This window comes from Arenimonas malthae CC-JY-1 (assembly GCF_000747075.1).
GTDB lineage: Bacteria > Pseudomonadota > Gammaproteobacteria > Xanthomonadales > Xanthomonadaceae > Arenimonas > Arenimonas malthae.
The window spans coordinates 63,769-83,323 of sequence record NZ_AVCH01000001.1 but is presented as its reverse complement, the minus strand read 5'-3'; the positions used below and the strand labels follow the sequence as shown (position 1 = coordinate 83,323).

18 protein-coding genes are annotated in these 19,555 nt (G+C 68.6%); all 18 read left to right on the top strand.

Annotation, left to right across the window (positions count from 1 at the left end; all coding sequences use genetic code 11):
• The first annotated feature begins 264 nt into the window (after positions 1-264).
• The 18 genes from N790_RS00405 (at position 265) to N790_RS00320 (ending at position 19,537) form a co-directional block, all read left to right on the top strand.
• Complete coding sequence (locus N790_RS00405; RefSeq protein WP_034211220.1) at positions 265-1,542, top strand: TolC family protein; 1,278 nt, start codon at positions 265-267, stop codon at positions 1,540-1,542.
• A complete protein-coding gene (locus N790_RS00400) occupies positions 1,539-2,789 on the top strand; it encodes an efflux RND transporter periplasmic adaptor subunit (protein WP_043799458.1) in 1,251 nt (416 codons plus the stop codon). Before N790_RS00405 ends, N790_RS00400 begins: the two co-directional genes overlap by 4 nt.
• Positions 2,779-5,985, top strand: a complete 3,207-nt coding sequence (locus N790_RS00395) for an efflux RND transporter permease subunit (RefSeq protein ID WP_043799454.1) — start codon at positions 2,779-2,781, stop codon at positions 5,983-5,985. The genes N790_RS00400 and N790_RS00395 overlap by 11 nt, the downstream gene beginning before the upstream one ends.
• Positions 5,986-6,014: 29 nt before the next feature.
• On the top strand, positions 6,015-7,034 hold the full coding sequence (dmeF, locus tag N790_RS00390) for a CDF family Co(II)/Ni(II) efflux transporter DmeF (RefSeq protein WP_052385563.1): 1,020 nt from the start codon (positions 6,015-6,017) through the stop codon (positions 7,032-7,034).
• 183 nt (positions 7,035-7,217) lie between these two features.
• Positions 7,218-7,556 (top strand): four-helix bundle copper-binding protein, encoded by a 339-nt coding sequence (locus N790_RS00385; protein WP_043799661.1) that lies wholly within the window; start codon positions 7,218-7,220, stop codon positions 7,554-7,556.
• Positions 7,557-7,741: 185 nt separating this feature from the next.
• The gene (locus tag N790_RS00380) at positions 7,742-8,140 is read left to right on the top strand and encodes a CopL family metal-binding regulatory protein (RefSeq protein WP_043799451.1); all 399 of its coding nucleotides are present in this window, start codon (positions 7,742-7,744) and stop codon (positions 8,138-8,140) included.
• 98 nt (positions 8,141-8,238) lie between these two features.
• Entirely contained in the window at positions 8,239-9,996 is a 1,758-nt protein-coding gene (locus tag N790_RS00375; RefSeq protein WP_043799449.1) for a TolC family protein, read from the top strand.
• Complete coding sequence (locus N790_RS00370; protein WP_211251930.1) at positions 9,993-11,324, top strand: multicopper oxidase family protein; 1,332 nt, start codon at positions 9,993-9,995, stop codon at positions 11,322-11,324. The genes N790_RS00375 and N790_RS00370 overlap by 4 nt, the downstream gene beginning before the upstream one ends.
• 15 nt (positions 11,325-11,339) lie before the next feature.
• Positions 11,340-12,095 carry a c-type cytochrome gene (locus N790_RS00365; protein WP_084062423.1) on the top strand — a complete coding sequence of 252 codons (756 nt, stop codon included), beginning with the start codon at positions 11,340-11,342 and terminating at the stop codon, positions 12,093-12,095.
• Between the two features lie 25 nt (positions 12,096-12,120).
• Positions 12,121-12,657, top strand: coding sequence for a YybH family protein (locus tag N790_RS00360; RefSeq protein ID WP_043799654.1), 537 nt, complete (start codon positions 12,121-12,123; stop codon positions 12,655-12,657).
• Between the two features lie 9 nt (positions 12,658-12,666).
• Positions 12,667-13,224 (top strand): DUF411 domain-containing protein, encoded by a 558-nt coding sequence (locus N790_RS00355; RefSeq protein WP_245593714.1) that lies wholly within the window; start codon positions 12,667-12,669, stop codon positions 13,222-13,224.
• Between the two features lie 89 nt (positions 13,225-13,313).
• Positions 13,314-15,584, top strand: a complete 2,271-nt coding sequence (locus tag N790_RS00350) for a heavy metal translocating P-type ATPase (RefSeq protein WP_052385540.1) — start codon at positions 13,314-13,316, stop codon at positions 15,582-15,584.
• Positions 15,585-15,683: 99 nt separating this feature from the next.
• Positions 15,684-15,974: an EF-hand domain-containing protein gene (locus tag N790_RS00345; RefSeq protein WP_052385539.1), complete on the top strand. Its 291-nt coding sequence runs from the start codon at positions 15,684-15,686 to the stop codon at positions 15,972-15,974.
• 55 nt (positions 15,975-16,029) lie between these two features.
• Positions 16,030-16,506, top strand: a complete 477-nt coding sequence (locus tag N790_RS00340; protein ID WP_043799448.1) for an SgcJ/EcaC family oxidoreductase — start codon at positions 16,030-16,032, stop codon at positions 16,504-16,506.
• Positions 16,507-16,513: 7 nt separating this feature from the next.
• Positions 16,514-17,794, top strand: coding sequence for a type II restriction endonuclease (locus N790_RS00335; protein ID WP_245593713.1), 1,281 nt, complete (start codon positions 16,514-16,516; stop codon positions 17,792-17,794).
• Entirely contained in the window at positions 17,791-18,570 is a 780-nt protein-coding gene (locus N790_RS00330) for a helix-turn-helix transcriptional regulator (RefSeq protein ID WP_052385538.1), read from the top strand. The genes N790_RS00335 and N790_RS00330 overlap by 4 nt, the downstream gene beginning before the upstream one ends.
• A gap of 96 nt (positions 18,571-18,666) precedes the next feature.
• Positions 18,667-18,891, top strand: a complete 225-nt coding sequence (locus N790_RS00325) for a hypothetical protein (RefSeq protein WP_156969858.1) — start codon at positions 18,667-18,669, stop codon at positions 18,889-18,891.
• Positions 18,881-19,537: a class I SAM-dependent methyltransferase gene (locus tag N790_RS00320; RefSeq protein WP_043799443.1), complete on the top strand. Its 657-nt coding sequence runs from the start codon at positions 18,881-18,883 to the stop codon at positions 19,535-19,537. Before N790_RS00325 ends, N790_RS00320 begins: the two co-directional genes overlap by 11 nt.
• The last annotated feature ends 18 nt before the right edge of the window (positions 19,538-19,555 follow it).

The following is a 19,555-nucleotide window of genomic DNA, read 5'->3' as shown; positions in this document are numbered from 1 at the left end:
CACGTCGGCCGCCCAGGTATCCCCGATTCCAGGCACCCTGGATGGGTTGCTGCATGCCTTTGACGGTTACGTAAATGCTACTGCCTTGACCGGTACTGGACTACCGTGGTCTGCGTGCATGTTGCGCAGTGTGCCACCCCAAACGGCTTTGCCTCTCGCGGTCCCCTCGCCCCTCTCTCGGTTCCTGCGCCCTCCGATCGCGGCCTGACGTCCTCACGTCCCCGGGGCTCACGCCCCGATTGCCCGTTCCCGGAGAAAATTCCCATGTTGAGAACCAAGACGGCCCTGGCCGTCCTGTGGTGCTGTGCCGTGCTGGCTCTGCCGGCCCAGGCCACCTCGCCCGCGCCAAAACTGGACCTGCATCAGGCCTTCGCGCTCACGCTCGAGCGCCATCCCGACTTGCGGCGACTGCCGCTGCAGCAAGTGGCCCTGACCGCCGAAGCCGACCTGGCCGCCCAGTCCCCCGCTTGGGTAGCAGGCGCTGGGGTGGAAAACGCGCTAGGCACGGGCCCCTATCGCGGCGCCGATGCCGCCGAACTAACCCTGAGCTTGGGTTCTGTCATCGAGCCCCAGGCACGCCGTGACGCACGCGTAGGTCTGGCGCAGTCCCGCCTGGCTGGACTGGATATCGCGGCCGAAGGCCGCCGTCTGGACCTCTTGGCCGAAGTCGCCCGCCGCTATCTGGAGGTGCTCGCCCTTCAGGAGGAAGCCACGGCGCTGGACGCGACGGTCGCGCAGCGGCGCACCGCGGCGGCGGCCGCGCGTCGCCGCGTGGGCGCCGGCGCTTCGCCGGCGTCGGTGCAGTTGGGCGCTGAAGCCGCAGTGGCACGTGCCGAGCTCGAGCTCGCCCGCACGCAGGCCGCCACGGCAGCCGCCCGCCGTCGACTGGCGCTGATGTGGGGCGGTGATCCGGTCGGGACCGTGGAGGGCGAACTGCTGGCGCTGCCAGCCACGCCCGACTTCGACCACGTGGTCACGCTACTGGAAAGCACGCCGGACCTGCAGCGTTTCGCTGGCGAAGCCCGCCTGCGCGAAGCCCGCCTGCAGTTGGCGCAGACCCAAACTCGTCCGGATCTGGAGTGGCAGGTGGGCCTGCGCCGCCTGCAGGGCAGCGACGACTGGGCGCTGATGGGCGGACTTTCGATGCCTCTGGGCAGCCGGCGCCGCGCCGAACCCGCGATCCGGGCCGCACGGGCTGAACTCGACGCCCTGGCCCTAGAGCGGGAAGCCGGCGAACTGGACCTTCGCGCAACGCTGGCCGAAGCCCACGGCCGGCTTCAGGTCGATGCCCTGGCCGTGCACCAGACCACGGAAAAGGTGCTGCCAGCGCTTGAGCGCGCCGAGGCTGCGGCCGGCAAGGCCTACCGCGCAGGCGCACTGAGCTACCTGGAGTGGGCGCAGCTTCAGTCCGAACTGCTGGCCGCCCGCCGCGACCGCATTGCTGCCGCACGCGACTTCCACCGAGCCCTGATTGAAATCCAGCGTCTGACGGCTGAGCCCTTCGTGCTCGCCGAGCGCACAACTGATGAGAGCACGCCATGACCTTGCGTTCATTCCTGATCCCGCTCCTGCTGACCCTGAGCCTTGCGGCCTGCGGTGGCTCCCAACCCGAGGTCCAGGGCGAAACCGCCGGGCACTCGGAGTCCGAAGCCGACGCCGAGCCCGCCAAGGGCGCCCACAACGGCCGCCTGCTCATCGAGGGTCCCTACACGGTGGAACTGGCGATCTTTGAAGACGGTGTACCGCCCGAGTACCGCGCCTGGCTCTACAAGGACGGCGAGCCGCTGCCACCGACCGCGGGCGAGTTGACCGTCGTGCTCACGCGCCTGGGCGACATCACCGATACGCACACCTTCACGCCCAAGGAGGACTATTTGCTGGGTAGCTTGGAGGTGTACGAGCCGCACTCGTTCGACGTGGCCGTCACCGCCCGCATCGATGGCCAGACCCTGGCGTGGACCTTCCCGAGCTACGAGGGCCGCACGAGCATCCCGGCCACCGTGGCCAAGGACGCCGGCATCCAGATCGCCCCGGCCGGACCTGGCGTGATCCGCGACGAGCATGACGTACAGGGCCTGCTGACGCCCATCGAAGGCCGGCATGCCCGCATCGTGGCCCGCTTTCCGGGTCCGGTGAAGGCCGTGCGCGTGGGCCTGGGCGACACGGTGCGCGCCGGCCAAGCGCTGGCCACGGTCGAGAGCAACGTCAGCTTGTCGAACTACACCGTGACCGCACCGCTGGCCGGCACCGTGCTGGCACGCAATGTCGCCGTAGGCGATCTGGCGGGCGAACAGCCGCTGTTCGAGATCGCCGACCTCTCGGCCCTGTGGGTGGATCTTCACCTCTTCGGCGCCGACGCCCAGCACATCACGCCCGGCCTGCCGGTCGAAGTGACCCGGCTCAGCGATGGCGTCAGTGCCCGCACCACGCTAGACCGCGTGCTGCCCGGCACGGCGACGGCCAGCCAGAGCACGGTCGCCCGCGCCACCATCGACAACGCCGACGGTCGCTGGCGTCCAGGCGCGGCGGTACGCGCCCGCGTCACGGTGGCTGAACAGAAGGTGGACCTGATGGTGCCGCTGGCCGCGCTGCAGCGATTCCGCGACTGGGACGTGGTGTTCGTTCGCTTCGGCGATGACTACGAGATCCGGCCGCTGGAGCTGGGTCGCCGCGATGGCGTCAACGTCGAAGTGCTCGGTGGCCTGAAGGCTGGCGATCCGGTGGTCGTCGCCCAGAGCTATCTGGTGAAGGCCGACATCGAGAAGTCGGGGGCGTCCCATGACCACTGAGACGCCTGGGTTTCTCGAGAAACTGATCCGGTTCGCCATCGCGCATCGGTGGCTGATGCTGCTGCTGACGGCAGCGCTATGCGCGCTGGGGATTTGGAGCTTCACCAAACTGCCCATCGATGCTACTCCGGACATCACCAACGTCCAGGTCCAGATCAACACCGAAGCGCCCGGCTACTCGCCGCTGGAGTCCGAGCAGCGGGTGACTTTTCCCATCGAGACGGCCATCGCCGGACTGGCCAAGCTTGAGTACACCCGGTCGCTCTCGCGCTATGGGCTGTCGCAGGTGACGGTGGTGTTCGAGGACGGCACCGACATCTACTTCGCCCGCCAGCAGGTAGCCGAGCGACTGCAGCAGGCCAAATCGCAGCTGCCGCCTGGCCTGGAGCCCGAACTCGGGCCCGTCGCCACCGGCCTGGGCGAGATCTACATGTACACCGTGGAGGCCGCCCCGGGGGCGACCAAGCCCGACGGCACGCCTTGGACGCCCACGGACCTGCGCACCTTGCAGGACTGGGTGGTGCGGCCGCAGCTGCGCAATACGCCGGGCGTGACCGAGGTGAACACCATCGGCGGCTTCGCCCGCCAGATCCACGTCACGCCCGACCCGGCCAAGCTTGTCGCCTTCGGCTTCACCCTGCAGGACGTCGTCGACGCCGTGGCCCGGAACAACCAGAACATCGGCGCCGGCTACATCGAGCGCAACGGCCAGCAGTATCTGGTGCGCGTGCCGGGCCAGGTGGCGGACCTCGGGGCCCTACGGCGGATTGTGCTCGACCGCCGCGAGGGCGTGCCGATCCGGGTCGGCGATGTCGCCGCCGTCGGCGAAGGTCCCGAACTGCGCACGGGCGCCGCGACCCAGAACGGAGAAGAGGTGGTGCTGGGCACGGTGTTCATGCTGGTCGGCGAAAACAGTCGCGCCGTGGCCCGCGCGACCGCCGAACGCTTGGCCGAGGTGTCCAAATCGCTGCCTCCGGGCGTCGCAGCCACACCAGTCTACGACCGAACCTCGCTGGTCGATCGCACCATCGCCACCGTGACCAAGAACCTGGTCGAGGGCGCGATCCTGGTCATCGTGGTGTTGCTGCTCCTGCTCGGCAATATCCGCGCCGCACTGATCACGGCGGCCGTGATTCCGATTGCCATGCTGATGACGATCACCGGTATGGTGCGCGGCGGGGTCTCGGGTAACCTGATGAGCCTGGGCGCGCTCGACTTCGGCCTGATTGTCGACGGCGCGGTGATCATCATCGAAAACTGCATCCGCCGCTTCGGCGACCGCCAGCACGCACTGGGCCGGCTGCTGACCCGGGAGGAGCGCTTCGATCTGACTGCGGCGGCCACGGCCGAAGTGATCAAGCCCAGCTTGTTCGGCGTGGCGATCATCGCGGCCGTGTACCTGCCGGTCTTCGCCCTCACCGGCATCGAGGGCAAGATGTTCCACCCGATGGCCTTCACGGTCGTGCTGGCGCTGACCGCGGCGATGCTGCTGTCGCTGACCTTCGTGCCGGCGGCGGTGGCGGTGTTCCTGGGTGGCAAGGTGCAGGAAAAGGAAAGCCGGGTACTGCAGGCCGTCCGTCGCGCCTATGCGCCGGCTTTGGACTGGGCCCTGCGGTTCCGGGTCCCCGTGGTGGCTGGCGCGGCGGCCCTGGTGGTCGTGTTCGGTCTGCTGGCCTCGCGCTTGGGCTCGGAATTTATCCCCAGCCTGGATGAGGGCGACATCGCCCTGCACGCCTTGCGCATCCCGGGCACCAGCCTGGGTCAGGCCGTGACCATGCAGGCCACCCTGGAAGCGCGCATCAAGCAGTTCCCCGAGGTGGCACGGGTGTTCGGCAAGCTAGGGACGGCCGAAGTGGCCACAGACCCGATGCCGCCGTCCGTGGCGGACACCTTCATCATGCTCAAGCCACGCGAGCAGTGGCCGGACCCCCGCAAGACCAAGGCCGCGCTGGTGGCCGAGATCGAGGCGGCCGTGAAGCAGCTGCCCGGCAACAACTACGAGTTCACCCAGCCGATCCAGATGCGAATGAACGAGCTGATCTCGGGCGTCCGCGCAGACGTCGCGATCAAGCTCTACGGCGATGATCTTGAAACCCTGGTGGAGGTCGGCAAACAGCTCGAGGCGGTCGCCAAGTCCGTGCCCGGTGCCGCCGACGTCAAACTCGAGCAGGCGACCGGCCTGCCGCTATTGACCATCACCCCTAACCCCGAGGGCCTGGTCCGCTACGGGCTGAATCAGGTCGCGGTGCAGGAGGCGGTGGGCACCGCGGTGGGCGGCACGGTGGCCGGCCAACTGTTCGAGGGCGACCGGCGCTTTGACCTCGTGGTGCGGTTGCCCGAGACCCTGCGAACCGATCCGGCCCGGCTGGCGGACCTGCCGGTGCCGTTGCCCTCTCAGGACGTGGGGCGCGATGAAGCCAGCCGAGGCGCCAACTGGGCCAGCGGCATTCCCACGACGGTGCCGCTTCGGGAACTGGCCACGATCGAGATCGTCGAGGGGCCGAACCAGATCAACCGCGAGAACGGCAAGCGCCGCATCGTGGTGACCGCCAATGTGCGGGGCCGCGATCTGGGCAGTTTCGTCGCCGATCTGCGCGAGCGCATCGATGCGCAGGTTACCGTGCCACCCGGCTACTGGGTCGACTACGGCGGCACCTTCGAGCAACTGATCGCGGCCAGCCAGCGGCTGTCGGTGGTGGTGCCGGTCACGCTGGTGCTGATCTTCGGGCTGCTGTTCATGGCGTTCGGCTCGGGACGGGATGCCGCGGTGATCTTCAGTGGCGTGCCGCTGGCGCTGACCGGCGGCGTGCTCGCCCTGTGGCTGCGAGACATCCCGCTGTCCATCTCGGCCGGCGTGGGCTTCATCGCTTTGTCGGGCGTGGCCGTGCTCAACGGCGTGGTCATGATCGCCTTCATCCGCAAGCTGCGGCAGGAGGGCGACCGGCTGGAGGACGCCATCCGCGATGGCGCTCTGGGCCGGCTGCGACCGGTGCTGATGACGGCGCTGGTGGCTTCGCTCGGGTTCGTGCCGATGGCCTTCAACGTTGGCGCCGGCGCGGAAGTTCAACGCCCACTGGCCACCGTAGTCATCGGCGGTATCGTGTCCTCGACGCTGCTGACCCTGCTGGTGCTGCCGGCGCTGTACCGGCTGCTGCACCGGGACACCGAAGCGGGTGATGGCCAGCTTCATCGATGACCAACGACTCTTTGCGGGAGAGCGAGGCTATGGAATTTGACACGTCGCCGTGGAGCCACCGGCATAACTATGCGGCCGATACGTCGGCCGCCGAACGGGGTACCCGCGTGGTGTTGTGGATCACGTTGCTGGCGATGGTCGTGGAGATCATCGCCGGCTGGGCATACAACTCCATGGCTCTGTTGGCCGACGGCTGGCATATGAGCTCGCACGCGCTGGCCATCGGTCTGAGCGTGCTGGCTTATGGGGCGGCGCGGCGCTACGCGGACGACCCCCGGTTCGCGTTCGGCCCCTGGAAGATCGAGGTGCTGGGCGGCTTTGCCAGCGCGGTGCTGTTGCTGGGGGTCGCGGCGCTGATGGCATTTGCCTCGATCGAGCGACTTCTGGATCCGCAACCGGTCCGCTATCGCGAGGCGCTGCTCGTGGCGGCTGTCGGGCTGGGAGTCAATCTCGTCTGCGCGTGGATTTTGGGGCGCAGCCATACCCACGGGCATGCCCATGGCCACGGCCATGAAAACGGGCACTCCCACGGGCCGGAGTCCGCCACCGACCTGAACCTGCGCTCAGCTTACGTGCACGTCTTGGCCGACGCGGCCACGTCGGTGCTTGCCCTGATCGCCCTGGCGGGCGGCTGGTGGTACGGCTGGCAGTGGCTTGATCCCGTGATGGGCATCGTGGGTGCCGTGCTGGTGGCCATTTGGGCGCGGCGTCTGATCATCGACACGTCCCGGGTGTTGCTGGACCGGGAAATGGATCATCCGGTCGTCGAGGAAATTCGCGAGGCCATCGATCTCGCACAAGAGGGCGCGCCGAGCCGTGTGACCGACCTCCACGTCTGGCGGGTGGGCCGGGCGTCCTATGCCTGCGCCCTGACGGTGGTGACGCCTGACGCGACGCTGACGGCGCAACATATCCGCGAGCGACTGGCGATCCACTCCGAAGTCGTGCACGCGACGATTGAAGTTCATTGTTGCGATGCGCCCCTAGGCCGGTCTGAGGCCGGGGCCGACCGTCCGGTCAACCCCGCGAGCCCTGGCGCGACCTTGTGACGGCGATGGGCAGTGCATTTTGCGCGGCCGTCGGGCGTGGGATAGGCAGACTGCAGGATCAGGGGAATCCAACGGGCGTGGGAATTCCCGGTAAACGCGAGCGTCCGGTTGGCATAAACCTTGCTACGTCAGGGGACGGGGCGCGTTGCCGACGTCCCGTCACCCCCCCCCAAGGAGCCCCTCATGCATCAGCTCTCGTCCGAAATGCAGGCCTGCATCCGCAGCTGTCTGGACTGCTATCAGCACTGCCAGCACATGGCCCTGACCACCTGCCTGGAAAAAGGCGGCGATCACGTGGCGCCGGATCATTTTCGCCTGATGATCGATTGCGCCGAGGCCTGCCGCGCCGCCGCCGCGCTCATGATCAATCACTCCCCGTACCACGCCGAGTTCTGCCGCCTGTGCGCGCAGATCTGCCGCGATTGCGCCGCCAGCTGCGAAGAACTGGACGGCATGGAGGCCTGCGTGCGCGCCTGCCGGCAGTGCGCACAAGCCTGCGAGGCGATGGCGGCGTCGCCCTGAACGACGTCCCCACGCGGTAAAACTTCCCAAGCCGGGTAACCCGTTCCTTCGGCCCCACGGGGGCCGGGGAACATCGGCGAACCGCTCCGCCCGGGGAACTTTTTGGCTCCAATGGCGGTCTAGACCGCATCTTCCCCAGTTCTGGGGTGTATCCCATCGCTTTTTTCTGGGTGTAGACTCCGGCCATGTCCCTGCTGCGCACCGTCGGCCACCTGCTGCTCGCTTTGGCGTTGATCGCCAACGCCGGGCTGCCGTCGGTCGCGTCCGCGGTCGATCATGCCGCGCACCAGAGCGCGGAGGTGGACCAGGACATGGCGGCGGCGGGGCATTCGATGGCCGACGGCGACATGGCGTCGTGCCATGACGAGACCGCCGTGACGCCCGTCGTGCCCAGCCCGGACTCGCCGCTGGATTGTTGTGACGGCGGCACCTGCACCTGCAGCTGCCTGCATCACGCGCCGGTCGTCGTGATCGCCGACGCTGACTGGGCGGTTTCCCCCTATCGCTGGGTGGCCCAATTGGGCCGCCTGGTGTCGGTCCCGGCCGCGCCTTCGGCGCCGGCTATTCGACCTCCGATCGCCTAAGCCCTCCCGGCGGATCTTGATCCGCCCCATTCGCTCGACCCGGCATCCGGGTCGCGTTGCCCGTGGCCTGTCGCCGCGGGTGCTTTGGAGGGTTTCCCATGACTGTACGTTTCCGCCCGGCCGCCCTGGCCGTGGCCCTGGGCTTGGCCCTGAGTGGCTGTGCGTCCTTGGCGTCGCGCCCCGGCGACACCGACATCAATGCTTTGCTGGCCGAGCGACGCGGCCCGCAGGTCGAGTGGTCCGCGGTGGGCCAACCGCCCCCAGAGCGCCAGGCCATCGACCAGTGGCTCGGTGCACCGATGACCGCCGAGGCGGCGGTGCGCGTAGCTATGCTGCGCAGTCCCCGCCTCCAGCAAGAATATGCGCGGCTGGGCCTGGCGCGGGCCGACGTGCTCGAGGCCGTGCAGGTGGCCAACCCCACCCTCTCGCTCTCCCGGTCCTATCTGGACCCGGGCAGCGGTTACAACCGTCTCGCCGGCCTGACCTTGCCGCTGGCCGATCTACTGGTGCTGCCGGTGCGCACGCGCCTAGCCCGCGCCGAGTACGAGCGCGCCAAGCTCGAGATCGCCGGCGCAGTCCTGAACGTCGCGGCCGACGTGGAAGCCGCTTGGTACACCTATGTGGGTGCTCAGCAAGTCGCGGATATGCGCACGGCCGTGGCCGGTGGCGCCGATGCCGCGGCCGAACTGGCGCAGCGCTTCTTTGATGCCGGCAATATCAGCGAGCTGCAGCTCAAGCAGGAACAGGCGGCCGCCAGCGAGGCGCGCATCATCGCCGCCCGGGCCCGTGCCGATGCCGGCCGCGCCCGCCTCACCCTCAATACCCTCCTGGGCCTCAGCGGCGAAGATGCGGCGTGGGCGACCAGCGATCGCCTGCCCATGCCGGTGGGCGCCGAAGACGATCCCCAGCAGTTGGCGGACCTGGCGCGCACCTCCAGCCTGGAATTGCTGGCGGCGCGGCAGCAGGCCGAGATCCTGGTCGACGCGTTGGGCATTACCCGCAAGCTGCGGTGGCTCGGCGGCAGCGAGATCGGCTACGAACGCGAACGCGACGCGGACGGGTCGCGTCTACGCGGTCCGACACTGGATCTGGAGCTGCCGATCTTCAATCAGGGCCAAGCCAAGTTGGCCCGGGCCGAAGCGCTGCTCGCCCGGGCTCGCGCCCGCGTGGCCACGGCGGAGCTCGGCGTCGACAACGCGGTACGCCTGGGGGCCGAACAGGTCCGCGAACTGAGTCAGGTCGTGGCGATCCACCGCGATGCCCTGATTCCGCAGCGCGAAAAAGTGGTCGAGCGCAGCCAGCAGGAGCAGAACTTCATGCTCATCGGCGTGTTCGAGCTGATCCAGGCCAAGGTGCAGGAATACAACGCCTACGAGAGCTATCTTGAAGCCGTGCGCGATTACTGGTTGGCTCGCGTGGAGCTGATGCGGGCCGTCGGCCAGCGCCTGCCTAGCGACGCCGCCATTGGGGACCGCACCCCCAGCGTGCAGGACATCCTGACGCCCTCGGCCGAGGAGGCGATGCCGGGCATGGACCATAGCGGCCACGACATGTCGTCGATGCCCACCGCTCCGGCGGACGCGATGGAGGGCATGGACCACAGCGGTATGGACATGCCGGCGAAGTCGGATGCGCCGGCGCCCCCCGCGTCTGCGCCCGCCGACGCGATGGAAGGCATGGACCACGGTGGCATGGACATGCCCGCGACATCGCCCGCGGCCACGCCGACACCGGTCGATCACTCCCAGCACGGTGCTCCGCCGGCGCCCCCCGCACCGCCGACTCAGGATGAGAAGGAAACCGAGGAAGTCACCCCCTCCCCGCCCGACCACAGCGCCCACGGAGGCACCCCATGAAGATCACACGACGCGACATCCTGCTGGGCGCAGGGGCCGGTCTGGTCACGACGGCCGCGACGGGCATGGCCCGCGCCCAGAGTCAGGGCCACGACATGAGCCAGATGAAAGAGCCCGCTGCGCCGCCTGAGGCGCCACCGGTCTCCCGCCCGCGAGCGGGCAAGGTACGCACGCTCAACGGCTGGACCCTGCCCTACCGCATGAACGGCGGCGTCAAGGAATTCCATCTGGTCGCCGAGGAGTTCGAACACGAGTTCGCGCCCGGCTCCAAGGCGATCTGCTGGGGCTACAACGGCTCCACGCCGGGGCCGACCATCGAGGCGACCGAGGGCGACCGGATCCGTATCTTCGTAACCAACCGCCTGCGCGAAGCCACCACCATCCACTGGCATGGCCTGATCCTGCCCAGCGGCATGGACGGCGTCGGCGGCCTGAACCAGCCGCAGATCAAGCCCGGCGAGACCTTCGCCTACGAGTTCACGCTCAAGCAGCACGGCACCCACATGTACCACCCGCACGCCGATGAGATGGTGCAGATGGCCATGGGCATGATGGGCTTGTTGATCATCCATCCCAAGCGGGGCGAGGCAGTGCCCGTCGACCGGGACTACGCCTTCCTGCTGCACAACTTCGCGCTGCATCCGGGCACGCGTCGCCCGGACCCGGCGATCATGCAGGACTTCGACCTGTGGACCTTCAACTCCAAGGTCTTCCCGGCGATCGAACCGATCGTGGCGCGTACCGGCGAGCGGGTCCGGATCCGCGTGGGCAACCTGAGCATGTGGAACCATCCGATCCACCTGCACGGCGTGCAGTTCCACATTACGGGCGGCGACGGTGGCCGCTTGCCGCGCTCGCAATGGCGCACGGAGGTCACCGAAATCGTCGGGGTTGGCCAGATGCGCGATATCGAGTTCACCGCGGTGCCGGGCGACTGGGCGTTCCACTGCCATATGTCGCACCACACGATGGGACCGATGGGACATGACATCCCGAACACCATCGGGGTGGACCAGCGCGGCGTGGAGGCGAAGATCCGCCAGATGCTCCCGGGCTACATGGCCATGGGCGAAGACGGCATGGGCGAGCACCAGGACCATACCGATGGCGGCATGCCAGGGCCCCCGAACACGCTGGCGATGATGGCCGGCAAGGGCCCGTTCGGAAACATCGAGATGGGCGGCATGTTCACCGTGGTCAAGGTGCGCGATGACCTGGCGCCGGGCGATTTCAGCGACCCGGGCTGGTACCGCAATCCTGCCGGCTCCGTCGCCCGGCGCGTCAGCAACGATCCCGCGTTCGGCAACCCGCCCCGTCGCCCCCGCTAACCAGGAGATCCGCAAATGTCCCTTATCAAGAGTGGTTTGATTCTCGTGGGTTTCGGTGCCGCGGCTGTGGCCGGTGGCATCTACTTTGGCGCCGTGCACCCCGGCGCCGATGAACCGCACTCGGCGGTCGTCTTCAAGCTGATCGAAACGGCGCGGGACCGCGCCATCGCCGTGCGCGCCCACGACGTCACCGTGCCCGCACTGGGGGAGGCGGCCCAGCTGAAATCCGGCGCGGGCAACTACGCCGCCATGTGCACCACCTGTCACCTCGCGCCGGGCATGGCTGCCACCGAGCTCAGCCAAGGCCTGTATCCCGCGCCGCCAAACCTGACCCAACTGGGGGCGCCCGATCCCGCCCGCGCGTTCTGGGTCATCAAGCACGGCATCAAGGCCTCGGGCATGCCTGCCTGGGGCAAGAGCATGTCGGACGAGTACATCTGGAACATGGTCGCCTTCCTGCAGCAGATGCCGACGATGTCGCCCGAGCAATACCAGGCCCTGGTGGCCAGCAGTGGCGGCCATGACCACGGCGGCGGCGAGAGCATGCCGCACGACGACGGCATGCCCGGCATGGCGGGCATGGACGGCGAGAGCGCGGATCACCACGGTGGCGCGGAGGTCGCGCCGCACGACGATGCCGGCTCGGCGCCGCACGATCACGGTGCCCCCGCCCCGGCTGCGCACGACGATGCCGGTGCACCGCCTCACGACCACGACGCGCCCCCGCCGCCGGCCCACGACGACGCTGGCGCGCCACCGCATGACCACTGACCCCTCTCTGACAGGACCCACCACCATGAAGCGTATTGCCACCCTTGCTGTCTTTTCCCTCGCCGCCGCCGGTAGCCCCGCGTTCGCTGAAGGCCCGGTCACCCCGCCCCACGCTCACGACGCGTCCACCGCGCAGGCAACCGCCGGCCAGGTGCTGAACATTCCTGCGCAGGCGCAGCCGGCGGTGGCGACCGTCGAACGTTTCTCCACCGCGCTGGTCGCGGGAAGACTCGACGCCGCCGGCGCGGAGCTCGATCCGAATGTGCTGATCCTGGAGAGCGGCGGCGCCGAACGCTCCGCCGCCGAGTACCTGGGGGGTCACGCCAAGGGCGACGCCGCCTTCCTCAAGACCGCGCACATCCAGCTGATCCGCCGCACGGCCCAGGTCAGCGGCGATCTGGCCTGGGTCGCGAGCGAAAGCGAACTGCACCTGAGCAAGGACGGCAAGCCGGTCACGGTGCTCAGCACCGAAACCATGCTGGTGCAGCGCTCGGACGCTGGCTGGAAAATCGTCCACATCCACTGGTCCTCGCGCACGAAAGCGCCGGGCGATCATCACTAGGAGGCCGCCATGCGCCGGTTGACTTCGATCCTGACCACCGTGGTGCTGCCGCTGGTCCTCGCTTCGTGCGAGGGCCGCAACGACCCGCCGCCGGAAGCCTTCGGTCCCCACGTGGTGGCGACCCCGGCTGCGAGCGTGACGTCCCCGCGAGCGGATGACACGTCCGCGCCCCATGTCGCCGAGCACCCCACGGCCTTGCCACCGATCACCATGCACAAGGACCCCTACTGTGAGTGCTGCAGCCTGTGGGCCCGCCACGTCGAGGGCGCCGGCTTCCCGGTGAGCGTGGTCGTTGATCGCAACATGGACGCCTTCAAGCGCAGCGTGGGCGTTCCTGCCGGCAAGGGCTCCTGCCACACCGCCCAGGTTGAGGGGTATTTCATCGAGGGCCACGTGCCCGTCGAGGACATTCACCGTCTCTTGGCCGAGCGCCCCGACGCCCGCGGCCTGTCCGCCCCGGGCATGCCCGTCGGCTCGCCTGGCATGCCGGGCCCACCGCGCCCCTACACCGTCTACCTGATTGGCAAGGACGGCAGCAGCACGCCCTTTAGCCAACACGGGCAGTAACTGGAGCTTCGGACATGACCACGCACGCCAGCCATCCCCCGACGCCGGGAACAACACCGACCGAGCAGCCCCGCGATCCGGTCTGCGGCATGTTCGTCGCCGGTCCGTTGTTCGTCTTGCGCGGGGACACTCGTTACCACTTCTGCTCGGAGCGCTGTCGCCAGAAGTTCCTGGCCGACCCGGCGCGCTATCTGGACGCCGATGCGCTGATCGAAGGGATGACGCCAACGCCGGTGCCACCGGTCGCGGCCGTGCCGGGCGCTCGCTACACCTGCCCGATGCACCCGGAGATCGTCCAGGACGGACCGGGCACCTGCCCCAAGTGCGGCATGGCGCTCGAGCCGATGCTGCCCTCGTTAGAGGAAGACGAGAACCCGGAGCTGGCTGACTTCACCCGCCGCTTCTGGAGCACCTTGCCCGCCACACTCATGGTGCTGACCCTCGCCATGTTCGGCCACCAATGGGATGGCATGGACGCGACCACGCGCAGCTGGCTTGAGTTGGCGCTCGCGACGCCGGTGGTGTTGTGGGCCGGCTGGCCGTTCTTCGTGCGCGGGCTCGCTTCCGTCCGCACCCGGAACCTGAACATGTGGACCCTGATCGGGACCGGCGTGGCGGCCGCGTACGGCTACAGCGTCGCGGCCACCATCGTGCCGGGCTGGTTCCCCGCCTCGTTCCAGGAGCACGGTCGCGTCGGGGTCTACTTCGAAGCGGCGGCGGTCATTGTGTCCCTGACTTTGCTGGGCCAGCTGCTCGAGCTCAAGGCCCGTTCGCAGACCTCGGCGGCCATCAAGGCGCTGCTGCGGCTGGCGCCCAAGACTGCCCGTCGCATCAACGCCGGCGGCGGCGAGGAAGACATTCCCTTGAGCCACGTTCACGTCGGGGATCGCCTGCGGGTGCGCCCGGGTGAGACCGTGCCGACCGACGGCGAGGTGGTGGCGGGACGCTCGAGCGTGGACGAGTCCATGCTCACGGGTGAACCCATGCCGGTGGGCAAGAACCCGGGCGACCGGGTCATCGGCGCGACCCAGAACACGACCGGCAGCCTGGTGATCGTGGCCGACAAGGTCGGCGCCGACACGGTGCTCAGCCAGATCGTGCAATTGGTCGCCAACGCCCAGCGCTCGCGGGCGCCCATGCAGCGCATGGCCGACACGGTGTCGTTCTGGTTCGTGCTGGCGGTGTTGGCGATCGCCTTGGCGACCCTGCTGGTCTGGGGCTTGTTCGGCCCCGAGCCGTCGTGGGTGTATGGCGTGCTCAATGCCGTGGCGGTGCTGATCATCGCCTGCCCCTGCGCCTTGGGCCTGGCGACACCGATGTCGATCATGGTGGCCACGGGACGCGCTGCCAGCGGCGGCGTCTTGTTCCGTGATGCCGAGGCGATCGAGAACCTGCGCAAGATCGATACCCTGATCGTCGACAAGACCGGCACCCTGACCGAAGGACGGCCGCGCTATCGGGACACGGCCGCCTTGCCGGGTTTCAGTCCCGCCGAAGTCCTGCGATTGGCCGCCAGCCTCGACCAGGGCAGCGAGCATCCCCTCGCCGCGGCCATCGTGACCGAAGCCCGCGACCGCGGCTTGGCGCTGTCGGTTCCGGACGCGTTCGAGTCGGCCAGCGGCATTGGCGTGCGCGGCCGCGTCGATGGCCGGGCGCTGGCGCTGGGCAACCGGACCCTGATGGCCGAAGAAGGGGTGGAGGTGACCGTCCTGCAGGGCGCCGCCGAGCGGCTGCGGGCCGAGGGCGCCAGTGTGATGTTCTTGGCGGTTGATGGCCGCATCGCCGGCCTGCTGGCGGTGTCCGATCCCATCAAGGAATCCACGCCCGAGGCGCTCGCCCAACTGCGCGCCGCCGGTCTGCGGCTGATCATGGCCACGGGCGATGGCGAAACGACGGCCCAAGCGGTGGCCCAGGCCCTGGGCATCACCGAGGTGCATGGCGAAGTGCGGCCTCAAGACAAGGCCGACCTGGTGGCGAATCTCAAAGCCCAAGGCCGACGCGTGGCGATGGCGGGCGATGGCATCAACGATGCCCCGGCGCTGGCCCTGGCCGATGTCGGTATCGCGATGGGCACGGGCACGGACGTGGCGATGAACAGTGGCCAGGTGACCCTGGTCAAGGGCGACCTGCGCGGCATCGTCCGGGCCCGGCAGATCTCCGAGGCCACGGTGGCCAACATGAAGCAAAACCTGGGCTTTGCCTTCCTCTACAACGCGCTGGGCGTGCCGATTGCGGCCGGCGTGCTCTATCCGATGTTCGGCCTGCTGCTCAGCCCGATGATCGCGGCCTTGGCCATGAGCCTGAGCTCGGTCTCGGTGGTGATCAACGCGCTGCGCCTGCGCACGAGCGAGCCGGGATGATTTTTTGCCTGGCCGCTGCGGCGGCGCAGGCATACCGGACCGGTGGGTGTTGGGACAACCACCGGTTCGTTTCTTTTGTCCCCCCAAGGAGATTTCCCCATGAAACGTCTGCTTCCGTTCGCTATCGCCCTGCTGATCGCCGCCCCGCTTGCCTGGGCCGACGACAAGGGTCACGACCACATGGCCGCCAAGAACGGCCAGACCCAGCCGCACGACATGGCCGCCATGTCCGCGGAAGAGTTCGCCAAGCTCGACGCCGACAAGAACGGTCAGCTCAGCCGCACGGAACTGCCCAAGGAACACAAGCTCGCTGCGCACTTCGACATGCTCGACACCGACAAGAACGGCACCCTCTCGGCCGCCGAGTTCGCCAAAGGCAACGGCATGTGAGGTTTCGCCCGGGGCGGCCTTGGCCGCCCCGGCCACTGGAGGCAAGGAGAGCGCAATGACACGATTCTGGACGGGCCTGGCGGCCCTGCTGCTGGCCGGTGCGACGATGGCGGCCCCCGCCGCCGCAGCCTCGGACGACACCGCCGCGATCAAGGCGGTGCTGGCGACTTACAAGACGGCGCTCGAGCGCCGAGACCTGACGGGGGTGGACGCCCTGTTTGCCGAGCGCAATGAAGTGATTGAATCGGGCAAGGTCGAAGGCTCCTATGCCGATTACGTCACGCATCACATTGGCCCGGAACTGGGCCATATCCAACGTTTCACCTTCGACGACTATGCCGTGACGGTCGAGCAGGCCGGCGACATCGCCTGGGCCACGGAGACCTACCGCTACACGATCGTGCTGCCCGATCGCGCAGACCCCATGGTGCGTCAGGGCGTGGCCACGACGGTGCTCGAGCGGCGGGAGGGAGCCTGGAAGATCCGCGCGATGCACAGCTCCTCGCGTGCGCCAAAGCCCGCGGCGCCATGAGGCGTCCGTGACGCAGGCCCTGGTGATGCCCGACCTGACCTTGGCCCTGGAGCATTGGCGCCAGGATCCGGGCGGGACCTATCGCACCTGGTTTCTGTGGGAGGAGCGGATCAAAAACTTCCGCTCGATCCGGCGGGGCCTGCAGGCGGTCGTGCAGGAGATCGAGGCCGGTACGTTCGGCACCGCCTACCGCGGCTCCACGTTGGAGACCGTGGTCTCGGCCGTCGCCGAGCAGCGTCAGATCTTCAAGGGCGCCGATCACGCCTTCTTGTGGAAGCCAAAGCTGCGCATCCCCGACATCTACGAAAGCCCGGACAACCAGCGCACGTTCGGGCGCTTCCTGCATGCCTGCGATTGCTGCGACGACGAGGCCGGCGTGTTGTGGGCGATCCAGGCGCTGGACGATTGCCGGATCAAGGGTCTGGGCCCAGCGGCCGCCAACCTGCTGTATTTCCTGCACCCCACCTTGGTGACGCCTTTCAACACGGCGATCGTCAAGGGCTACAACACGATCACGGGTGCCCGGGTCAAGCTGGGCCGCTGGGACGAGTACCTCGCCATGCGCCGCGGCGTGCTTGTGCTGAACCAGCAGTATCGGACGCGGCTGTCCAACGATCTGGGTGCGATCGCCGGGTTCCTGTTTGACGTCGGCTCGGGCCGGCTGCCGCTGCCGACCGCCGAGGCCAACCCGACGGCGTGGGCCGCCGATCTGGCCCGTGTCCGCAACGATGCCGCCGCCGAGCGCCGCCGTGCGGCCGAAGCGGCCGAGGACCGCTCCCATACCCAGGTCCAAGGGTGGCTGCGTGACCTGGGCCGGGCCTTGGGCTATCAGGTGTGGGTCGCCAGCAATGATCGCGGTCGCACCTACAACGGTGGCCGGTTGGCCGAGGGCTGCCTGGACACCCTGCCGGCGGCACTGGAGTCCTCCTTGGCGGTGGATACGATCCGGCTGATCGATGTGCTCTGGATCGAGCCCGAGGGGCGGGTCGCCGCCGCGTTCGAGGTCGAGCACAGCACCAGCCTGTACTCGGGCATCGTGCGCATGCTCGACCTTGCCTTGGGCGCAACCGATGGCCTGGCGGGGCGCTACTTCCTGGTGGCCCCGGATCGGCGCGAAGCCGATGCCCGGGCGCAGTTCGCGCGTCCTGCGTTCCAGCGCGTCCTGGATCTGGACCTGCGCTTTCTCGCCTACAGCGATCTGGCCGAGCACCGCGAATCCATGGCGCGGTTCGGGCAAGGACTGCGCCCGCTCGATGCCCTCGCCCGCCCATTGCGGGGTCCGGGTTGAGCGCGGACCTGATCCCGTTGGATCGCCGGCGGCCGCGCACCCCCTGGCGTGGCGGCGCCTTGATGGGCGCAGGTTGGGCAACGTTCGCCGGCGCCGTGGGCGACAACCGGGAACATGCCCACCACGCGCTTCAGTTGGTGGTTGGCGAAACGACTGACGTGGCGGTCTGGATCCGTGGCCGGGGCGAGGTCCAGGCACCGGCGGTGCTGCTCGACGCGGACGTCGTGCACCGGGTCCACCCCGGGCCCGCCTACCTGCTTTATCTGGACCGCGAGTCGCACGCCGGCCGTCTGCTGTCACCCACGTGCGTGGCCGGCGCCCGCGGGTTGACGTCCGCCGAGCGACACGCGGTGCTCGACGCCTGGCCTCGCCCCTCTCGTCTAGAGTTGGGACCGATCCTCGCGGCCTTGGGCCAGGGCCTACCGGCGAGTCCGCCCGTCGCCGCACCCTCCGATGACCGCGTCCAGCGCGTGCTGGACTCCTTGGTCACCCGGACGACATGGGAGGGCACGTTGACGAGTTTGGCCGCGGAGGCTGCGATCTCCCCCAGTCGCTTCCGACACCGGGTGCGGGAATTGATCGGCATGCCGCTGCTGCCCTACCTGCGCTGGCTGCGCCTGCGGCAGGCCCTGACGGTGGCGGCCACCGGCGAGAGCCTGACGCGGGCCGCCCAGGACGCCGGATTCGCCGACGCCGCCCATCTGACCCGGACCATGCAGCGGCATTTCGGCGTCGCCCCGAGCGATGTGATCCAGGCGCTCCGGCAAGGCGGCTGAAGCCCAAAGGTCAGCCAGTTCATTCAAGCCGCGGGGCGACGCCACGTCGATGATGCAGGTCATGGGCGCATGGGACGCCCCTTCTTGGAGAACTTCATGGCGGCCTGGGCCCGCACCCTGACTCGCTTCATCCACCGCCAGCGTCGACCCGTGCGCGGTCTGCTGGCCGTAGCGGCCCTCGTCTTGTTGATCGATGGGTTCCTGATCGAGCGCAGCGTGCTTCATTTGCTGCTGCTGCACCCGCTCCTGCTGATGGCGCTGCTCGCTGGACTGATCCTGACCGAGACCCCCGACCCGCCCGGAGCGTCCGATGGCCACTGACTTCATTCCGGCGTTGCGATTTGCCGCGCTGACCCCGTGGTACGACCGCACGGTCGCCTGGAGCACGCGCGAGGCCGAGATGAAGAACCGCGTCGTGGCGCTCGCCGCGCCCCGCCCGGGCGAGCGCGTGCTCGATCTGGGCTGCGGCACCGGCACGTTGCTGCTGGCCCTGGCCAACGCCGCGCCTTCCGCCACGCTGACCGGCATCGACGCAGACCCGGCGATCTTGGCGTTGGCCGCGGCCAAGATCGAGGCCGCCGGCGCCCAGGCCCGGCTGCTGCCCGGGTGGAGCGATGCCTTGCCGCTGCCCTACGCCCGTTTCGACCTCGCGGTGTCCACGCTGTTCTTCCATCACCTTCAGCCCCACGCCAAGCACCGCGCGGTGCAGGAACTACGACGAGTCCTGCGCCCGGGCGGGCGCCTGGTGATCGCCGATTTCGGGCGCGCCAAAGCGGGCTGGCGCCGCGGGATGTTCCATCTGGTCCGCCTGCTCGACGGCTATTCCAATACCCGCGACCACGCTGCCGGCACGCTGGCGTCGTTCCTGCTCGATGGCGGCTTCGTCGATGTGCAGTCGCTGACCCCGCTGCCGGTGCCGCTAGGCAGTATCGATTTCCTGGTAGCCACCCGACCTCCCCGCCCCTGACCCGACGACGCTCGGTTT

Excerpts from the sequence above, each read along its gene's own strand:
- dmeF (WP_052385563.1), top strand. The coding sequence starts at position 6,015 with ATGGAATTTGACACGTCGCCGTGGAGCCACCGGCATAACTATGCGGCC.
- N790_RS00395 (WP_043799454.1), top strand. The coding sequence starts at position 2,779 with ATGACCACTGAGACGCCTGGGTTTCTCGAGAAACTGATCCGGTTCGCC.
- N790_RS00365 (WP_084062423.1), top strand. The coding sequence starts at position 11,340 with ATGTCCCTTATCAAGAGTGGTTTGATTCTCGTGGGTTTCGGTGCCGCG.
- N790_RS00385 (WP_043799661.1), top strand. The coding sequence starts at position 7,218 with ATGCATCAGCTCTCGTCCGAAATGCAGGCCTGCATCCGCAGCTGTCTG.
- N790_RS00370 (WP_211251930.1), top strand. The coding sequence starts at position 9,993 with ATGAAGATCACACGACGCGACATCCTGCTGGGCGCAGGGGCCGGTCTG.
- N790_RS00345 (WP_052385539.1), top strand. The coding sequence starts at position 15,684 with ATGAAACGTCTGCTTCCGTTCGCTATCGCCCTGCTGATCGCCGCCCCG.
- N790_RS00350 (WP_052385540.1), top strand. The coding sequence starts at position 13,314 with ATGTTCGTCGCCGGTCCGTTGTTCGTCTTGCGCGGGGACACTCGTTAC.
- N790_RS00340 (WP_043799448.1), top strand. The coding sequence starts at position 16,030 with ATGACACGATTCTGGACGGGCCTGGCGGCCCTGCTGCTGGCCGGTGCG.
- N790_RS00325 (WP_156969858.1), top strand. The coding sequence starts at position 18,667 with ATGGCGGCCTGGGCCCGCACCCTGACTCGCTTCATCCACCGCCAGCGT.
- N790_RS00400 (WP_043799458.1), top strand. The coding sequence starts at position 1,539 with ATGACCTTGCGTTCATTCCTGATCCCGCTCCTGCTGACCCTGAGCCTT.
- N790_RS00320 (WP_043799443.1), top strand. The coding sequence starts at position 18,881 with ATGGCCACTGACTTCATTCCGGCGTTGCGATTTGCCGCGCTGACCCCG.
- N790_RS00375 (WP_043799449.1), top strand. The coding sequence starts at position 8,239 with ATGACTGTACGTTTCCGCCCGGCCGCCCTGGCCGTGGCCCTGGGCTTG.
- N790_RS00355 (WP_245593714.1), top strand. The coding sequence starts at position 12,667 with ATGCGCCGGTTGACTTCGATCCTGACCACCGTGGTGCTGCCGCTGGTC.
- N790_RS00405 (WP_034211220.1), top strand. The coding sequence starts at position 265 with ATGTTGAGAACCAAGACGGCCCTGGCCGTCCTGTGGTGCTGTGCCGTG.
- N790_RS00360 (WP_043799654.1), top strand. The coding sequence starts at position 12,121 with ATGAAGCGTATTGCCACCCTTGCTGTCTTTTCCCTCGCCGCCGCCGGT.
- N790_RS00380 (WP_043799451.1), top strand. The coding sequence starts at position 7,742 with ATGTCCCTGCTGCGCACCGTCGGCCACCTGCTGCTCGCTTTGGCGTTG.